Origin of the sequence: Arcobacter sp. LA11 (assembly GCF_001895145.1) — a bacterium.
Taxonomy (GTDB): Bacteria; Campylobacterota; Campylobacteria; order Campylobacterales; family Arcobacteraceae; genus Halarcobacter.
On record NZ_BDIR01000001.1, the window covers coordinates 291846 to 309748 of the forward strand.

Genomic DNA, 17903 nt, shown 5'->3' on the forward strand with positions numbered 1-17903 from the left:
TATAAAATAGTACAATAAATAACATTAGCATAAAAATTGGATTGATATGAAATTTGAGAAGTTTGATGATGGTAACCATTTCACAATTGGTGTTGAGTTAGAGTTAAGAATATTAGATAAATATAAGTTATCGCTTCAAAATGAATATGATTATATTTTTTCAAATATTAATGATAAATATAAAAAAAATTTAGCTTCTGAATTTTTAGGTTCAATGGTAGAAATAAATACTCCTATTTTTCATTATGAAAAAGATTTAATAGATTTTCTAAAAGAGATTATTTCTGATATGAATGGGGTTGTTAAAAAAAAGAATCTGAACCTTCAAACAAGTGGTACCTATGCACAAGAAAATAGTAATACGAAAGTAAATTCATGTGATAGATATGAGAAACTTTATAATGAACATCAAATATTGCTTGATAACTTTTCTATATGCGGTACACATGTTCATGTAGGTTTTGAAGATTTTGATAAAGCTTTAAAAGCTTATAATTATTCACTCTATTATTTACCATTATTTGTGGCTTTGAGTGCATCTTCTGTATTTTTCAATAATACTGATTCTGGTATCCATTCTTATAGAACGAAAATATTTGATAGGTTACCAAAAGCTTCTATTCCTGATTATTTTGATAGTTATGATGAAATGAAAGCTGTATATGATTTGCTTTATGAGAATAAAGTAATAAATAGTACAAAAGATATTTGGTGGGATGTGAGAATTCAACCTCATTTTAGGACTTTGGAATTTAGAGTTTGTGATGCTGTAAATGATTTTGATAGATTGGAAGTGATAATTGCTTTATTTAAGGCTATTTGCCAATTATCACAGATAGAAGAACTTACAAAAATGCCAATGCAAGTTTTAAAACAAAATATGTGGAGTGCAACAAGGTACTCGATGAGTGGTTCAATGATAACAAAAGATGGACTGATTTCAATAAGAGAATTGTTAAATAATTTGATTGATAAAGCTTATGAAAAATCATTTTTAAGTAAAGAGATGTCTCATAGGGCAAAAAAAATAGTATTAGAAAAGAGTATTTCAGAACAGATGATAGAAGTATATAATAGAACAGAAAGTTTAAAAGAAGTAGAAAGATTAGGAGTATTTGAATGAAAGGTGTAGTTGCCGCTGGTGATACAAACTCTGCACAAGCAGGAGCAGATATTTTAAAAGAGGGTGGAAATGCTTATGATGCTGCATTAGCTGTTATGCTTGCAGCTCCTATTTGCGAACCTCTTTTTACAAGTCTTGGAGGAGGAGGTTTTCTTTTAGGTCTTGAAAAAGGTAAAAAGCCAGAATTATATGATTTTTTTGTTGAAGTACCTAAAAAAAGAATTGATGAACCTGAATTTTATCCCATATACGTAGACTTTGGAGCAGCTATCCAAGAGTTTCATATAGGAGCTGGTTCTATTGCAATACCAGGACTAGTTGAGGGTATATCACAAGTATATAAAGATAAATGTACTCTTCCTATGAGTAAGATTATTGAGCCTGCTGTAAAATATGCAAGAGAAGGTGTATATTTATCTAAAATGCAAGCAAGTTTTGTGAAACTTCTTGAACCAATTTTTACATCAACAAAAAGTAGTTTAGATGTTTATGGTATGCATGATGAAGATAATCCAAATAAATTAATTGATGAAACACACCTTTTTAAAAACCCTAATTATGCAGACTTTTTAGAAGAGTTTGCAAAAGAGGGTGCAAAGCTTTTCTATGAAGGTCATGTTGCAGATGAAATTGAAAAAATCACAAAAGAACATGATGGATTAATTTTAAAAGAAGATTTAAAAAATTATAAATGTATTAAGCGTGAACCAATTGATTTTAATTATAAAGGGTATGAAATAGTTACAAATCCTCCTCCAAGTGGTGGTGGAATTTTAATTGCTTTTACGATGAAGTTACTTGAAAAATATGATTTAAAAGATTTTAGATCTTATGAATATGTAAAAGGTTTAATTGAAGCTTTTAAGACTACAAGTGATTTTAGAAAGGAACATGTAGATGAATTCTTGCATGATCCAAAACTAAAAGAGATTTTATCAAATGATAGACTTATTAAAAACTATTGTACAACTATGCATAGTAGATTAAATCTATGGGGAAACACAACTCATCTTTCAGTTATAGATGAAGAAGGAAATGCAGTATCTGTTACAACTACAAATGGTGAAGGTTGTGGTCATGTAGTATCTAGTTCTGGAATTATGTTAAATAATATGATGGGAGAAGAGGATTTAAATCCCCATGGCTGGTTCTCTTGGCCTGAAGGAATTAGGTTACCATCTATGATGGCACCAACAGCTGTTTTAAAAGATGGACATCCTGAGCTTATCTTAGGTAGTGCAGGAAGTAATAGAATACGTTCTGCAATTACTCAAACAATGATAAATAACCTTGAATATGGTATGAATTTAGATGATAGTATAAATTCTCCTAGAATTCATTTTGAAAAAGGTTCAGTATGTATGGAACCTGAATGTACACATTTTATAAGAGATGAACTGAAAAAACATTATGAATTACAATATTTTGATGACTTAAATGTCTTTTTTGGTGGGGTACAAGCTGTAAATGGCAACTTAGAAGGTGGCTGTGATTCACGACGTGGAGCAGCTGTGATAAAAGTAGATTGATAGTAAAAATAATCTTAATATATATAAAATAAAGCTAAGTTGGTTATAATTTTGATATCTATATAAAAGGTTTATAATGAATGCAAAGCTAGTTGGTTGTGCAGTTACCGCTTGGGATGATGCGTATGCTATTGGACATGAAAAAATTGATAGTGAACACAAACGTCTTTTTGATATTGCAGCAGAAATTTATGAACATTCGAATGATTCAGAAAAGATTATAAAAATAGTTAAAGAGCTAGTTTTATATACAAAATTTCATTTTAAAAATGAAGAAGATTTTATGAAATCTATAAATTTTATAGATTTAGATAATCATAAAAAACTACATAAAAAAGTAATAGATGAATTAAATATTATAATTAAAAATATCAATTCTCAACCTATAGAAGAAAGTGTAGTTAAATTAAATACTCTTGTTAATAAAAATATTTTACAACATATTTTAATTGAAGATAAAAAAGTACATCATGCAATTAGAACTAGAGATGAACTAAAAGAAAATTTTAAATGGAAAATAGATTACAAATTAGGCAATGAACTTTTAGATGATGAGCATCAACAACTTTTTGATATTGCAGAGAATGCTTTAAACTACAATAATACAGATATAAAATCACATATAAAAATTACTATATGTGAACTATATGATTATATGAGAGTGCACTTTGAAGATGAAGAAAAATATATGGAAGAAATAGCTTATCCAGAGCTAGAAGAACATAAAATTCTTCATGAGTCTATAATTCATCAAATGAATGACTTTGTAAAACAATTATCAACTTTGAGTATCATAGAGTTTGAAAAAAAACTAATAGAATACATGGATATTTGGTTGATTAATCATATTTTATATGAAGATAGAAAAATCATAAAGTTTGTTAAGGAGTAATCTTTTTTAAATCTAATTGAAAATGTATTATCATAAATTTTAAAATAGAATCTACAAAGGCTTTGGCACATTGTTTTCTATTTTCTTTTGTATCTCTACATCCTAAATAAGGGAATTCAATCTGAATACCACTTATATTTCCTCCATTTAACGAACCATATCTAATTGTGTCATAGGCTCCTTCAAAATAGTTACCGTCACTTGCATATGGAAGTTTGACAGAAGGAATTGAATCGAATCCATGATTACACATTAAACTTCCTAGAGAGTGAGGTCCTCTTAATTGGTCGATAAAACCTTCTTGTGAAAAATTGTTAAGTGTTCTAATACTAGATTTATCCTGATTTTCTTTAAGTTCTGTTTCATGAAGTTTTAATATATCATTATCTAAAAGGTAACCAAATTCTAAATATCCTTTTGGATGAGATTGTCCATGAATATCAATATAAAGGCCTTTCCCAAATCTTTTTTCTATTGATTCTTTTGAACTTTTAATTAAATGATGAAATTGATTGTATGGAATACTTGCTTTTTCATCTTCATATGCTTCATAAATTTCTCTATTTATATCAACTTTTTTTCTTGAGATTGTTGCAATTATTCCATATGGTGTGAAACCTGTTTTATTATAAAACTCTTCTATAATATCTTTTGTTAGTTCTAAAGTAAAATCATCTTTGTCAAATACTCCACTAGTTCTTGTTTTTATCTCTGAAGGCATTTCTTCTCCACCATGAGGAGCAGAGAGTATTATTGGTAAATTACCATCAAAAAATTCAATATAGTGCTTAGTAGTTGATCGTATCATATAGTGCTTTTGCCTCTTTATTTCTTTGTTTTTTTAAATCCATATCAATATATTTTGCGTCAATATCTTGTTTTGTTTTAAATGCAATAGTCTGTTTCTTTTTTACAGGGATAATTTGATATATTTCAAATCCTGCTTCATATAGAGATAATCGTATATTTGTAGATACTGCATATGTAGTTAAAATTGCATCTTCGTTACATAATTTAAAAATATCTTTAAAGTACTCAACTGTCCAAAGTTCTTTGTTTACTTCTGCACTAAAAGCATCTTGATAAACTATATCGATATTATCTAAAGTTTTTATATATTTTCTTGCATTACTTATACAAATTGTTATACTTAATCTATCATTTTTATATTTTAAATCTTTTGATAAAGTTTTTATAATAGGTAATATTTCATCAAATTCGTTTGGATATTTAAAATCATTAAGGGATTTAACTAAATCTAAATCAAACTCAGGAGAGAAAATTTCAATACTAATATTTAAATTATTTTTTATAATATAGTAGATAGTACTTAATGTGTTATATCCAATACCAAAACAGATATCTAATATTCTAAGATGTTTCTTTTTTTTATGGAAGTCAAAGGCAGGGATTACATGTTTTGTTAGAGATTCTTTAATCGCGCCAGTTTTTAAGTCATGAAATGGCTGCTTGTACTTTTCAGAAAAAAGTGTATTCGAACCATCTTCTGTAGTGAGTAATTTATCCAATATAAATTATTACCTTTGTTTAAAATTAAAATTTTTTGTTATTTTTAGTATTTTATTGATATTATTATATCTAAATATGTTAAAATTTTTTAAGCAATAATTCTTAAGATATTCTTTATTACATTCTGTAACCTAAAAATGTTTGAAGTATTAAGAGCTAAAAGATTAATATATAATAATTTAAGATAAGTGGTAATATTATGAAAACTATGGAGCTTAACAACTTGTATGAGTTCACAAAAAAACTAACTCTTCTTTATATTGAAGAGGATTTTACTACAATTAAATCAAATCTAACGTTGTTTCAAAAATATTTTAATGAAATTATTACTGTAAAAAACCCAATGGAAGCCCTTGAAAAAGTTAATAATCATAATATAGATGTAGTGATTTCTGAAATGAATTTTACAAACTTTAGTGGTGTGAAACTACTTAAAGAGCTAAAAGATTTAAATAAAAATATAATTAAAATCATACTTACAAATGAAAAAAATAGTCATATTTTTGTAGAAACAATAAGCTTAGGAATAAATGGTTACATGATAAAACCATTTGATGAAGAGCAGTTTAAAAAAATATTAGATAAATTTATTGGTGAATATATAGTAAATAAAAAAGATAAATCTAATTTAAAACTTCTAAAACAATATCAAGAAATAGTAGATAAAAGTACAATCGTATCAAAAACTGATCCAAATGGTATTATCACATATGCAAATGAGAATTTTTGTAAAATTGCTGAATATACAGAAGAAGAATTAATTGGAAAAAATCATAATATTGTAAGACATCCTGATAACCCAAAAGAGATATTTGAGGATATGTGGGAAACAATTAAGGATAGGAAAGAAGAGTGGACGGGAATAATTAAAAACAAGTCTAAATCTGGAAATTCTTATTATGTTAAATCAACTATAACCCCAGTATTTGATGAAGATGGAAATATTGTTGAATATATAGGAGTTCGAAATGCTATTAGTTCAATAATGAGTGATAAAAGACATCTAATTGATAAAATTGCAGCTAGTAATTTATCTCTACTTGTACTAATTCAAATAGAAGAATTTGAGATATTAGATAAGTTTTATAATACTAAAACATTAAATGAAATTGAAAATGTATTTGGTCTTGAACTTTTAAATCATCTTCCAAATGGATATATTTTTGAAAGTATTTTTAATATTGGAAATGGTAAGTTTGCACTTCTAACTGACTTTTTTAATTATTTAAATTCTGAACAAAATATTATTGATTATTTAAATGATTTTGTGAAAAGAGTTAAAAAATCTGTTTTAACTATTGATGAAATAGAGTATGATTTAAATGTAATAGTTAGCTATTCTTTTGGAAAAGAGAGTTTGTATGAAGATGCAAAATGTGGTCTTGATGAGGTTATTGCAAAAAAAGATTTGATTAAATATGCTAATGATTCTTCAATCAAAGAACATCAAGTAGCAAAAAACAATTTAGAAGTTATTAAGATTGTTAAAATTGCACTTGAAAATTATAATATAGTCTCATATTTCCAACCTATTATAAATAATAAAACTCAAGAAATAGAAAAATATGAATCTTTAGTGAGATTAATCGATGAAAATGGAAAAGTATTAACTCCTTATCATTTCCTTGATATTTCAAAAAAAGGTAACTACTATAATAAAATTACTATGAGAGTTCTTGAAAATTCCTTTAAAATTCTCAATAAGATTAATACTAAATTATCTATAAATATCTCTTCTGCTGATATTGAAAAAGAAGAAACAAGAAATAAAATTTTTGAACTCATTACAACATACTCTAAAGATAGTAATCGTATAGTTTTTGAACTACTAGAAGATGAAAATGTAAAAGATTTTCAAGTTATAAAAGATTTTATTAGAAAAGTAAAAAAGCAAGGTGTTCAAATAGCTATTGATGATTTTGGTGCTGGATATTCTAACTTTGAAAGATTATTTGATTTTGAACCAGATATATTAAAAATAGATGGAAGTCTTATTAAAAATATTGCAACAAATGCATATAGCCGGAATATAGTTGAGACAATAGTTGCCTTTGCAAAAAAACAGAAGATTGAAACTATAGCTGAGTTTGTAGAAAACAAAGAGATATTTGATATTCTAAATGTAATTGGTGTTGATTATTCACAAGGTTACTATTTTGGAAAACCTGAAAATTTAGATTAAAATACTATAATCCACTCCCCCACATATGAAGCTTTTTAGCTGTGATTAAATGATATTCTTCAAATAAATCAATATTATTGATTGCTACAAAAGAAGTTTTATCAAGTAGTTCTTTTATCTCTTCTAGGTTGTTATTTGATTTTTTTTCTAAGATTATTATATTTGCAGAGTTTTCTAAGGCTTTATATATGATTTTCAATATTTTATCCTTATTGGGACAGTAAGATAAAATATCTGAAAGAATAATGTATTCAAACTCTCTAGCACTTGCTCTTAGTTTTGCAGAGTTTTCATCTACAAATTTTATGAAATTTAAATTACCTTCTAATTCATTAACTACTTCTTCAATAACAGGATTTAAAAAATCAATCCCATTATTGATATGAAGTATTGAGATATTTGGGAAGGGTTGAAAAAGATCTTTAAAAAGATTTAATTCTTTTTGCAATTAGTTTCCTAATGAGCTTAATTTTTCTTCTGATAAATATAACTCTTTATTTGACATTACACCAATTTCTTGGCTTAAAATATCTTTTGCAATATCTTTCGCTTCATCAAGTGAGTGCATTGCACATGTACCACATTGGTATATGTTTAATTCTGGGATATCATTTTGAGTTGGTACGTTTAAAACATCTTCCATTGCTTTTTTCCAAGCAATACCTACTGTTTTTTCATCTGGATTTCCAAGTAAACTCATATAAAAACCAGTTCTACAACCCATAGGTGAAACATCTATGATTTCTACAGTATCAGAGTTTAAATGTTCTCTAATAAATCCTGCGAATAGATGTTCTAATGTATGAATACCTTTTTCACTTAACATTTTCTCATTTGGTACACAAAATCTTAAATCAAATACTGTAATAATATCACCAGATGGAGATTTCATAGTCTTTGCAATTCTTACTGCTGGTGCTGGCATAATTGTATGATCTACTCTAAATGAATCTAATAATGGCATTTTATAATTCCTAATTTTTTATTTATAGAATTCTACCAACTTCTATTATATAGTTAGATTAATATTTTTTAATACTCTTCATATTCAAAGATATCTTTAAAAGTATTATCTTTTTTATCGTAAAATTCAATAGACCCATCTTCTAAACTATAATACCATCCATGAATTTTCATAGTTTTATTTTCTATTTTTTTGTTTATATATGGATAAGTCAAAAGATTTTCTACTTGGCAAATAACAGAGTTTTTTTCTGTAGCTTTGTAAAGTTCTTCTTTTGTAGAGTATGTTTTTTCTAAAGTGATATTTTTAGCTTTTTCTCCTAGTTTTAACCATTTTCTAATATTAATAAAATCATCATTTTTTGGAATATCTTGATAGAGACTTTGACAAGCTCCACAATTAGAATGTCCACAGACAATTATATTTGAAATATTTAAAACTGATACGGCATATTCAATTGCAGATGCAGTTCCATGAAAGTCCCCTGTGGCACTAAAAGGAGGCACAAAGTTACCTATATTTCTAAGAACAAATAAATCTCCAGGTTTACTTCCTACCATAAAATCAGGAGTAATTCTACTATCACAGCAACTGATAAATAAAATACTTGGTTTTTGACCATTTTTAACTAATTCTTTTAGTTCTTGTTTAAAGTCAGGATAATGATATTTTCTAAAGAGTTTATTCCCTCTTATTAAGTGTTTAATTGGATTCATAAATATATTTTAGAATTAAAAAATGTAATAAAAATCAAATTTATACTCTTCTAAACTTTTATTGAGAATATTGCTCCATCTTTTGAGTTTTTAACATTGATTGTACCATTCATCTTTTCTTCTATGATTAATTTTGTCATATAAAGTCCAATACCTGTACCATAGTCATATTTAGTAGTAAAATAAGGATCGAAGATTTTGTCAATAATTTCTTTATCAACACCACCTGCATTATCTTCAATACATAGTTTTATATCTTCCTTTGTATCTAAATAGATTTTTATTTTAGGGTTTGAAACTTTTCTATCAATTAATATATCTTTTGCATTTGAAATGATATTAACTATTGCTTGGGAGTACTCATTTTTAAAACCATTAATTTTATAATCTAAATCAACAGATGTAGAAATTTCTATTTTATGATAACTAAGTGTTGGTTTTACAATATTTATAGCACTAGTAACTGCTTCAATTACTATAAAGTCCTCTTTTTTTGAATTAGGGCTAAAGAAATTTCTAAAATCATCAATAGTTTTAGACATATATTCAAGTAAATCATTTGCTTCATTTACTCTATTTGAAAGATATTTTTTATCTAGTTCTTTATAGTCATATGCAGATTCTATATCAAAAAATAGTCCAGAAACTTGAGATAAAGGCTGTCTCCATTGGTGGGCAATATTTCCTATCATTTCACCCATTGCAGCCATTTTCGATTTTTGAATAAGTATTTTCTCTTGTTTTAATTTTTCTTCTTTTAATAAAGTTCTTTCTGTTATATCTCGTAAAGATGCAAAAAGTAAATCTTGATTTTCATATGAGTAAATAATTACATTTAATTCAATAGTTCTTATTTCATTTTTTTTTGTAAATAGTTTTATAGTTTTAAATAAAGATTTTGATTCTAAAATCTCTTCCAAACTTAGGTCTTTAAATAACATGAAAAAATCTTGATATAAAATCTCTTTTGAAGTATATCCTGTTGTTTTAAGTGCAGTATTATTTAGACTTAAAATACTTGCTTTTTTTTCTTTAATTTCTGAAATTATAAATCCGTCATTACTATAATTAAAAAGTAAAGCATATTTTTCTTCATTCTGTTTTACAATTTTTCTATATTGATTAAAAAGTCTTTCAATTTTTCTTGTAAAAGCTAATGAAAAAATAAAAAATATTATTGTCATAGCAAGCATAATAATAAAGAGTTTGAATAGTTTATTATATAAATTTTCTAAAGATATTTCACGTTCATGTTCAATGATATTATAGATGTTTGATAGATTAACTCCAACAGCAATGAAGTATCTTAAGTTTTCAAGAAATGTACCATAAAGTACTTTTTGATTATTTTCATAAAAAATATACTTATTACCTTTATAGTTTGTATCTATCATTAACTTTTTAATTGATTCTAACTCAGAATATGAGGAAGATATTTGCTTTTGAGTAAGCATTTCACTTTTTGTATCTATTGCATTTAAGCTTCTTATATTATACATTAGAACAAATTGTTCTTTATTGTAATTTTCGATTAATATCTTTTGTATAATATTTCTTTTTAATTTATCTCTTTCAACTTTTAAAAATGTCCCTGAACCAATTATAATATCGAGTTCTTTTAAATGTCTAAAAAAAGATATTTTCTTTGAACTTATATTACTTTTTGGTTTGTACCAAAAATATTCTATGAAATTTTGTTCATCTTTTGGAGAGTCAATCATTTTATTAATAAATTTAAAATTATTAATATCAGCAAATTCTAAAAAATTCTCACCTTCATCTTCATTATTCTCACTATTAAGAATAAGAGTACCTTTTGTATCTAAAATAAAATAGTTAATATCATTTTTGATATTTGCTATTTGTTTAAGAGAAGACTTTATAAGTTTTATTTGATTCTCTTTTGATTGATTTTTTGTTTTATTATATAAAGAGTATGCTAAGTTGTAGGCGATTAATGATTGATTTTTTATTCTGTCTTTTTTATTCTCAAATATAGATCGTTCTTCAAATTCAATATCTTGGCGTAAATTCTCAACGGCCGTTTTAATATAGAATTTTTCTCTTTCAATAAGAGTATTCTTAAAACTTTTTATATGATTTGTAAAATTATCATATTCGGTTTTAATTAATATAGAACCAATAACTGTAGCAACAATAATAATGATAATTGTAGAACTAAGTAAGGTGGTTTTTTTTACACCTTGTTCGATATTTCTTTTATAATTAATCTTCAAGTTTTAATTTATACCCCATATTTGAAATATTCTTTATACAATTAAACGGAATTTTTTTTCGTAGAAATCCAATTGTTGTTCGTAAAGAATTTAGACTCATATATTCATCTTCCCAGACAAACTGTTCAATCTCTTCATAACTTACTACTCTATTTTTATTTAAAACTAAAAGCTTTAAAAATAGTAACTCTTTTTTGTTTAATTCTAAAACTTTCTCATCTAAATAAAAAAGTGAAGTACTATTATCAAAATAGAAATTTTCACTCAATACTATTTTAACATCTTTTTCTTTTTCTAAATCCTCAACAGCTTTTGTAAGTGCTGGGATTAAATTTCTACTAGTAAGAGGTTTAATAATATATTTTTCTAATCTTAACTCAATCGCATCAAGAAGATAATTTTTGTCACTAAAAGCTGTTGAAATTATAATTTTTGTATTTTTATCATTTTGTCTTATTTTTTTAGAAAGAGATATCCCATCAAGTCTAGGCATATTGATATCTGTTAATATGATATCAGGATGATATTTTTTATAAAGTTCATATCCTTCTTGTCCATCTTTTGCTTCATATAATTCATTAAACATACGGGATAAAAATCTTGAGTTTATTGTTCTAACACCTTCATCATCTTCAATATAAAGAATAGTATAATCTTTGAACTTTTCCATTATTACCTCTTTTGAGGTAAGAAGGCATTATGCCTCTTTACCTTTTTTCATTTTAGCTAAAAACTCACTAATTAGTGGCATTAAAAGCAGAATAATTGTTATTATAAGAATACTTAGAGTAATAGGTCTTTCCCAAAGAAAAGAAAGCTCTCCATCACTAATTGTTAATGCTCGTCTCAAATTATCTTCCATCATTCCACCTAAAATAAATCCTAAAATCATAGGAGCCATAGGAAAATCAATAATTCTTAAAAATAGTGCAACAACTGCAAACAATGTCATCATATAAATATCAAAGTTATTAAATGTAACTAAATATACTCCAATTAATGAAAAGAATATAATCAGTGGCAACAACACCTGTTGTGGCATAGTTAATAATCTTGCTATATATGGAATTAATGGTAAATTTAAAATTAAAAGTACAATATTCCCAATATACATAGAAATAATTACTGACCAAAATAGTGCAGGGTTATCAACATACATTGTAGGTCCTGGTTGAATACCATAAGATACTAATGCTCCTAAAATAACAGCAGTTGTCCCTGAACCTGGAATACCAAGAGTTAATAAAGGTACAAAAGAACCTGAACATGCTGCATTATTTGCACTTTCTGGTGCGGCTAAACCTTTTACACTTCCTTTTCCAAATTTAAGTTTTTCTTTTACATTAGCAAAAGATCTTTCCATACCATAAGCTAAAAATGATGCAATCGTTGCTCCAGCACCTGGTAGTACTCCAACAAAAAATCCTAAAACAGATGAACGCCCAACAACAGGAACCATCTCTTTTACTTCTTCTTTTGTTAGTTTTAAAGAACCAATATCTTTTTTAAGCGCTTCTTGTTCTTCTTTTGAACTCTCTTTTTTATCTAAAATATTCATCATAGCTTCAGATAAAGCAAAGGCTGCCATTGCTAAAAGTAAAAATGAAATACCATCAATTAAGTCCATTCTTCCAAAAGTAAACCTTGCAATTCCTGAATCTGAATCTGTTCCAACTGTTGCTAACATAAGACCAAAAATTGTCATAATAGCAGCTTTTAAAAACTTACCTTTTCCGGCAAAGGCTGCTACTGCTGTAAGTCCTAATACCATTAAAGCAAAATAATCAGATGATTGAAAACTTAAACTCACTTTTGCTAAAGCTGGTGCCGCAAACAATAGAAAAATTGCTGCAATAGTACCACCTGAAAATGATGCATATGCTGCAATTGCTAACGCTTTTCCAGCTTGTCCTTTTCTAGCCATTGGATAACCATCAAAAGATGAAGCAACAGTTCCAGCAACACCTGGAGCATTAATTAAAATCGATGATGTAGACCCTCCAAAAACAGCTCCATAATAAACACCTGCAATTAAAATCAGTCCTGAAGATGGTTCCATACCATAAGTAATTGGAATCATAAGTGCAATTGCAGAAATTGGTCCAAGTCCAGGAAGCATTCCAATAAATGTACCAGCAAAACATCCAATTGCCACCATAAAGATGTTATACATTGAAAGGGCAGTTACTACACCTGCTACAATACCATCCATCATGACTCACCTCCTGTAAAATAACTTACTATAAATCCTGGGTCAATATATACTCCAAGTAAATTATTTAATATTAAATAAAATCCTACAGATACACCAACTGAGACTAGAAATATTCTTTTTAAATTTCTTTCCTTTAATAAAAGAAAGCCTAAAGCTAGAAAAATAATTGTTGATAAAATAAAACCTAAACTTCTTATTGTAAATCCATAAAAAATCATTACGGCAATAAAATAACTTGTAGTTTTAAAGTCTAATGTTTTTAAGTATGACATTGTTATTACATCTGATACTTCTTCTTTGTTTTTTAAAATAATAGGAAGAACTATCATTAAAATAGAAATAAGAATACCGGTAATTCCTACATAAAAAGGAAATGTTGCAGCTGTCATTGTTTCAAATTCTGCACCAGGCATCTTTTTAATATCAAATACACTAATAAAATAAAAGATAGAGAAAACTAAAAAGAATATTGAACCTATTGTATTTTTAGACATTTTATACTCCTTGTATAAGAAGCAGAGCTAAGCTCTACTTTTCTTATAAAAATCCCATTTCTTTCATTAAAGAACCAATTACTTTTTCTTGATTAACTAAAAATGATTCAAATTTTTCTTTTGGTTGATATAGGTTACCCCAACCATTTCTTTTTCTTACCACTTCCCATTCAGGTGTGTTATACATATCTCCTAAAACTTTAGCAAATGCATCAACTTTTGCTTTATCTAAATTAGGTGCTCCAAAGAAACCTCTCCAGTTTGCAAAATATGCGTCAACACCCATACCTTTGAAACTTGGAATTCCTTCTACATCTTCATTTGATGTTACACCAATGATTTTTAATTCACCTTTTTTATGTTTTTCTAAAACTTCACCAAGACCAGTTGATAACACATCAACTTCACCAGTTAATAAACCAGCAATTGCTTTACCTCCTGCGTTATAAGGAACATATCTAACTGCTTTAGGATTTGCTCCAGCTGCTTTAAAAATTTGAGCTGCAACTAAATGATCCATAGAACCTCTTGAAGAACCACCTGCAACTTTCATTTTTCTTGGATTCTTATCAAACTGTGCTTTTACTTCTTTCCAATTATTATATTTCCCATCATTTCTTACAACCAATACACCATAGTCAGCAACAACAGAAGATACTAAAGTTAAGTCTCTAAATGATTGAGGGAATACACCTTGTAATGATCTAATTACAATTGGAGTTGAATTTACCATTAAAGTATTTTTTTGCTTTTTTGCTGTTTCAATTAAATAAGCAATGGCTTTACCACCACCTCCACCAGACATATTCTCAAACGAAGTCTCTTTTACAAGATTTGATTTTTTAAGTGCTTCACCCACACCTCTAGCAGTTCCATCCCAACCGCCACCTGCACCACCAGGAATTAAGAAATGTACTTTTTCTACACCTGATGCTACAGAAGAAGTAGCTAAACCTGCAACTAAACATCCTGCAAAAGCAAGATTTCTATAAACTTTTGTCATTGAATTTCTCATAATTGTCCCTTTTTTTAAATTATAAAAGCAGTTTAAAGGAAAAAAATGTAAGAAAAATAAAAAAATATTTAGATATTAGAAATTTAGTCTAAATAAAACAATTTAAGTAAATAAATTGTTTATTATAGACCGTAAGTAACTAAAAGTTGAGAATCTTTTATTTGAATGTCTTTTACAAAACTACCTTGAAAAGATTCTTTAGGGATTTTATATATGGGATATTTTCTAAATAATTGATTTACCATAGGGTTTAAAGATTTTAAAAAAGTTTTTGTAAATTCATTTCCAAGTTTAAGTTCTGCAAATTTAAAATTATCTATTTTTACATTTTGAAGATAAACAGAAGACTCTTTCTTATCAAAAAGTGGTTTTCCTGAAATTGAAAAGTTACCATACTGAATTTCTGTAAACATAGTTGCAAAAGCTAGGTTTATATCAGCATTAATTCTTTTAGAGTTTTTAGGAATCTCAATTGTTGGATTATCAATTTTAATATTTCCAAAAATAAAGTCTTTATTTATAGGAAAAGAATCATCAAATGATTGAGTTAATTCATTTGGAGTGATACTTACTGTTAATCCTTGTTTATCAATTTTATGAACACAACCTGTTAAGAAAAATAGAAAAAGAATAGAAGAAAGCAGATATTGCAGTTTTTTATGGAAATTCATTATATCCCTTGAAAATAAAGTAGTGCATTTTATCTATATATACATTAGAGGTCAAAATTCATAATAACATGAAATTTAATTTGTAGAAATTGGCATATAATTTATAAAAATACCTATTCAAAAAATTTATATCATGATTTATAATACTAGTAATAAAAAATTTAAAGGAAAAATTATGAGTTTAACATACGATTTTTATAACCCAACAACTATTCATTTTGGAAAAGGACAAGTTTCTTCTCTAGTAAAGCATTTATCAAAAGATAATAAAATATTAGTGGTTTATGGTGGAGGCTCTATTAAAAAAAATGGTGTATATGATGAAGTATCAAAAGTTTTAGAAGGTTTTAACTGGACAGAGTTTAGTGGAGTAGAAGCTAATCCAAGTTATGAAACTATGAATAAAGCTGTAGAAATTGTAAAAAATGAAGGTATAGATTTTATTTTAGCTGTTGGTGGAGGTTCTGTTATTGATGGATGTAAATATCTTGCAGCAGCATCTTTATACGATGGAGATGGATGGGATTTCTTAGATGGAAAAGCAGAGGTAGAAAAAGCATTACCTTTAGGTGTTGTTTTAACACTTCCTGCAACAGGAAGTGAATCAAACATGGCATCGGTACTTTCAAGAAAGAAGACAGATGAAAAAAGATTTTTTTATTCACCTTTTGTATTTCCTCAGTTTGCAATATTAGATTCAAGTTTTATGAATACATTAAGTGATAGACAATTAGCAAATGGTTTAGTTGATGCTTTTGTACATATTTGTGAACAATATTTAACAAAAATAAATACTTCATTAGTCCATGATGGGTATAGTGAAACATTGTTAAAAGGATTAGTAAAACTTGCAAAAGATTGGGAGAATAGAAGTGATGCTTTATGGCAAGAAAATCTTATGCTTTTAGCAAACCAAGCTTTAAATGGATTTATTGGTTCAGGTGTTGTTCAGGATTGGGCTACTCATTTTATAGGACATGAATTGACAGCATTTTATGGACTTGACCATGCTCAAAGTTTAGCAGTAGTTCAACCCCAACTTTTAAGAGTTATGAAAGAAGATAAAAATGAAAAAATTCTTCAACTAGGAACAAATGTATTTGGTCAAAAAGGAAGTGTAGAAGAGATAATTGTAATGCTTGAAAAATTATATGAAAGTGTAGGAATATCTACAAATTTAAATGATTATAATATAGATGATAAAGTTATTGAAAATGTAATTCCTGCTTTAAAGTCTCATGGAATGAGTTCTATGGGTGAGAATGAAAACATTACCTTAGATGTAAGTGAAAAAATTCTAAAAATGACAATGAAATAATTAAACTATCAAATATTCTTCAAAAGAAGGTTTTGCTTCTTTTGGAGGATAACCAAAGAAACTTTTAAAATCTCTACTAAATTGTGAACTACTTTCATATCCTATTGCAAATGCTGTATCATTTACTTGGAAACTTTGTTGTGCTAATAGTTCATGTGCTTTATTTAAACGTATTTTTTTAATATATTGAAGAGGAGTAAGCGTAGTGATTTTTTTAAAATGAGTATGGAATGATGAGGTACTCATATCTTCTTCTCGTGCAAGTGTAGGAATATCTAAGTGCTGGTTATAATTTTCGTGCATAGTTCTTAAGCTTCTTGCAATCTTTGCTTCTATTTTCGTATTTAAGAACATTTTATGTAAAAAATAAGAGTTTTCTCCAGAAGCAATTCTATAATAAAGCTCTTTTAATAATGATTCACCTAAAATTCTTGATTCTTCTTTTGAAGAAAGAGTTTGTAAAACTCTTAAAATAGTATCTTCAACTTGTGATGTCACATTATCTGAAAATACTCCAAGTTTACTTGTTTGACATTTAGAATTTAGAGCATCTTTATTTGCTATTAAATCAATGATTTCATACATAATCTTTTTATCAATTGTAATTAATAAACAGATAAAAGGTTCTTCCTTTGAAGCAATAGTCTCACATTCAAAAGGTATAGTAGTTGGAACAACTAAATAATTATGTGAATTGTAATTAAAAACATTTTCTCCTAAATAGCCTACCTTTTCCCCTTGTAAAACAATGATTAGGCAAAGGTCATAAATAAGTGGAGCTCTTGGAACAGCTTTTGTAGTTTTGTATATAGCAATATTTTTTATAAATGTTTGATGTAGTCCATCTTTTTTGATGAGTATATTTGTATGTTTAATTATCTGATTGTTCATAATATTTTCCTATTTTATAGAAGTATTATATCTTTTTTAAAAAACTAATGTATGAATGATTTTACAAAAAGTATGTCAGATTCTTTAAATTTTTAAAAAGACTTGACAAAAATTTACTATAAAATG

Annotated in this window: 17 protein-coding genes; 5 read left to right on the forward strand and 12 right to left on the reverse strand. The window is 27.0% G+C overall.

All coding sequences use genetic code 11. The features are described 5' to 3' along the window. The first annotated feature begins 46 nt into the window (after positions 1 to 46). From BT997_RS01535 to BT997_RS01545, 3 genes are all read left to right on the forward strand, one after another. On the forward strand, positions 47 to 1123 hold the full coding sequence (locus BT997_RS01535) for a YbdK family carboxylate-amine ligase (RefSeq protein WP_072679619.1): 1077 nt from the start codon (positions 47 to 49) through the stop codon (positions 1121 to 1123). Beyond that, positions 1120 to 2652, forward strand: a complete 1533-nt coding sequence (ggt, locus tag BT997_RS01540; RefSeq protein ID WP_072679620.1) for a gamma-glutamyltransferase — start codon at positions 1120 to 1122, stop codon at positions 2650 to 2652. Before BT997_RS01535 ends, ggt begins: the two co-directional genes overlap by 4 nt. A 76-nt stretch (positions 2653 to 2728) precedes the next feature. After that, positions 2729 to 3544: a bacteriohemerythrin gene (locus BT997_RS01545; protein ID WP_072679621.1), complete on the forward strand. Its 816-nt coding sequence runs from the start codon at positions 2729 to 2731 to the stop codon at positions 3542 to 3544. On the opposite strand, the gene BT997_RS01550 is transcribed toward BT997_RS01545, so the two are convergent. Beyond that, positions 3534 to 4352 (reverse strand): hypothetical protein, encoded by an 819-nt coding sequence (locus BT997_RS01550; RefSeq protein WP_072679622.1) that lies wholly within the window; start codon positions 4350 to 4352, stop codon positions 3534 to 3536. The two genes, BT997_RS01545 and BT997_RS01550, sit on opposite strands and share 11 nt — an antisense overlap. Next, positions 4333 to 5073, reverse strand: a complete 741-nt coding sequence (locus BT997_RS01555) for a tRNA (5-methylaminomethyl-2-thiouridine)(34)-methyltransferase MnmD (protein WP_072679623.1) — start codon at positions 5071 to 5073, stop codon at positions 4333 to 4335. Before BT997_RS01555 ends, BT997_RS01550 begins: the two co-directional genes overlap by 20 nt. Before the next feature lie 200 nt (positions 5074 to 5273). Here BT997_RS01555 and BT997_RS01560 point away from each other — a divergent pair, with 200 nt between their 5' ends. After that, on the forward strand, positions 5274 to 7256 hold the full coding sequence (locus BT997_RS01560) for an EAL domain-containing protein (protein WP_072679624.1): 1983 nt from the start codon (positions 5274 to 5276) through the stop codon (positions 7254 to 7256). A 4-nt stretch (positions 7257 to 7260) separates the two neighbouring features. Here the strand turns inward: BT997_RS01560 and BT997_RS01565 are convergent, their stop codons facing one another. The 9 genes from BT997_RS01565 to BT997_RS01605 all read right to left on the reverse strand — a co-directional run bounded on the left by BT997_RS01565 (position 7261) and on the right by BT997_RS01605 (position 15568). Further along, a complete protein-coding gene (locus BT997_RS01565) occupies positions 7261 to 7704 on the reverse strand; it encodes a hypothetical protein (RefSeq protein ID WP_072679625.1) in 444 nt (147 codons plus the stop codon). Continuing rightward, positions 7705 to 8220 carry an S-ribosylhomocysteine lyase gene (gene luxS, locus BT997_RS01570; protein ID WP_072679626.1) on the reverse strand — a complete coding sequence of 172 codons (516 nt, stop codon included), beginning with the start codon at positions 8218 to 8220 and terminating at the stop codon, positions 7705 to 7707. Between the two features lie 68 nt (positions 8221 to 8288). Then, entirely contained in the window at positions 8289 to 8936 is a 648-nt protein-coding gene (locus BT997_RS01575) for a carbonic anhydrase (protein ID WP_072679627.1), read from the reverse strand. A 50-nt stretch (positions 8937 to 8986) separates the two neighbouring features. Beyond that, a complete protein-coding gene (locus BT997_RS01580; RefSeq protein WP_072679628.1) occupies positions 8987 to 11173 on the reverse strand; it encodes a cache domain-containing protein in 2187 nt (728 codons plus the stop codon). Continuing rightward, positions 11163 to 11843 (reverse strand): response regulator transcription factor, encoded by a 681-nt coding sequence (locus tag BT997_RS01585; RefSeq protein ID WP_083568366.1) that lies wholly within the window; start codon positions 11841 to 11843, stop codon positions 11163 to 11165. Before BT997_RS01585 ends, BT997_RS01580 begins: the two co-directional genes overlap by 11 nt. A gap of 27 nt (positions 11844 to 11870) precedes the next feature. Further along, a complete protein-coding gene (locus BT997_RS01590) occupies positions 11871 to 13388 on the reverse strand; it encodes a tripartite tricarboxylate transporter permease (protein ID WP_072679630.1) in 1518 nt (505 codons plus the stop codon). Continuing rightward, entirely contained in the window at positions 13385 to 13882 is a 498-nt protein-coding gene (locus BT997_RS01595; RefSeq protein ID WP_072679631.1) for a tripartite tricarboxylate transporter TctB family protein, read from the reverse strand. Before BT997_RS01595 ends, BT997_RS01590 begins: the two co-directional genes overlap by 4 nt. A gap of 43 nt (positions 13883 to 13925) precedes the next feature. Then, on the reverse strand, positions 13926 to 14897 hold the full coding sequence (locus BT997_RS01600; protein ID WP_143145139.1) for a tripartite tricarboxylate transporter substrate binding protein: 972 nt from the start codon (positions 14895 to 14897) through the stop codon (positions 13926 to 13928). A gap of 122 nt (positions 14898 to 15019) precedes the next feature. Continuing rightward, positions 15020 to 15568 (reverse strand): DUF1439 domain-containing protein, encoded by a 549-nt coding sequence (locus BT997_RS01605; protein WP_072679632.1) that lies wholly within the window; start codon positions 15566 to 15568, stop codon positions 15020 to 15022. A 175-nt stretch (positions 15569 to 15743) separates the two neighbouring features. Between BT997_RS01605 and BT997_RS01610 the strand changes: the two genes are divergently transcribed. Then, entirely contained in the window at positions 15744 to 16886 is a 1143-nt protein-coding gene (locus BT997_RS01610; protein WP_072679633.1) for an iron-containing alcohol dehydrogenase, read from the forward strand. Here the strand turns inward: BT997_RS01610 and BT997_RS01615 are convergent, their stop codons facing one another. After that, entirely contained in the window at positions 16887 to 17777 is an 891-nt protein-coding gene (locus tag BT997_RS01615; RefSeq protein WP_072679634.1) for an AraC family transcriptional regulator, read from the reverse strand. It lies immediately after the preceding gene. Positions 17778 to 17903: the final 126 nt, after the last annotated feature.

What these genes read in the sequence shown, in the direction of transcription:
- BT997_RS01535 (WP_072679619.1), top strand. Translation starts at nt 47, where the DNA reads ATGAAATTTGAGAAGTTTGATGATGGTAACCATTTCACAATTGGTGTT.
- ggt (WP_072679620.1), top strand. Translation starts at nt 1,120, where the DNA reads ATGAAAGGTGTAGTTGCCGCTGGTGATACAAACTCTGCACAAGCAGGA.
- BT997_RS01545 (WP_072679621.1), top strand. Translation starts at nt 2,729, where the DNA reads ATGAATGCAAAGCTAGTTGGTTGTGCAGTTACCGCTTGGGATGATGCG.
- BT997_RS01550 (WP_072679622.1), bottom strand. Translation starts at nt 4,352, where the DNA reads ATGATACGATCAACTACTAAGCACTATATTGAATTTTTTGATGGTAAT.
- BT997_RS01560 (WP_072679624.1), top strand. Translation starts at nt 5,274, where the DNA reads ATGAAAACTATGGAGCTTAACAACTTGTATGAGTTCACAAAAAAACTA.
- luxS (WP_072679626.1), bottom strand. Translation starts at nt 8,220, where the DNA reads ATGCCATTATTAGATTCATTTAGAGTAGATCATACAATTATGCCAGCA.
- BT997_RS01575 (WP_072679627.1), bottom strand. Translation starts at nt 8,936, where the DNA reads ATGAATCCAATTAAACACTTAATAAGAGGGAATAAACTCTTTAGAAAA.
- BT997_RS01585 (WP_083568366.1), bottom strand. Translation starts at nt 11,843, where the DNA reads ATGGAAAAGTTCAAAGATTATACTATTCTTTATATTGAAGATGATGAA.
- BT997_RS01590 (WP_072679630.1), bottom strand. Translation starts at nt 13,388, where the DNA reads ATGATGGATGGTATTGTAGCAGGTGTAGTAACTGCCCTTTCAATGTAT.
- BT997_RS01595 (WP_072679631.1), bottom strand. Translation starts at nt 13,882, where the DNA reads ATGTCTAAAAATACAATAGGTTCAATATTCTTTTTAGTTTTCTCTATC.
- BT997_RS01600 (WP_143145139.1), bottom strand. Translation starts at nt 14,897, where the DNA reads ATGAGAAATTCAATGACAAAAGTTTATAGAAATCTTGCTTTTGCAGGA.
- BT997_RS01605 (WP_072679632.1), bottom strand. Translation starts at nt 15,568, where the DNA reads ATGAATTTCCATAAAAAACTGCAATATCTGCTTTCTTCTATTCTTTTT.
- BT997_RS01610 (WP_072679633.1), top strand. Translation starts at nt 15,744, where the DNA reads ATGAGTTTAACATACGATTTTTATAACCCAACAACTATTCATTTTGGA.
- BT997_RS01615 (WP_072679634.1), bottom strand. Translation starts at nt 17,777, where the DNA reads ATGAACAATCAGATAATTAAACATACAAATATACTCATCAAAAAAGAT.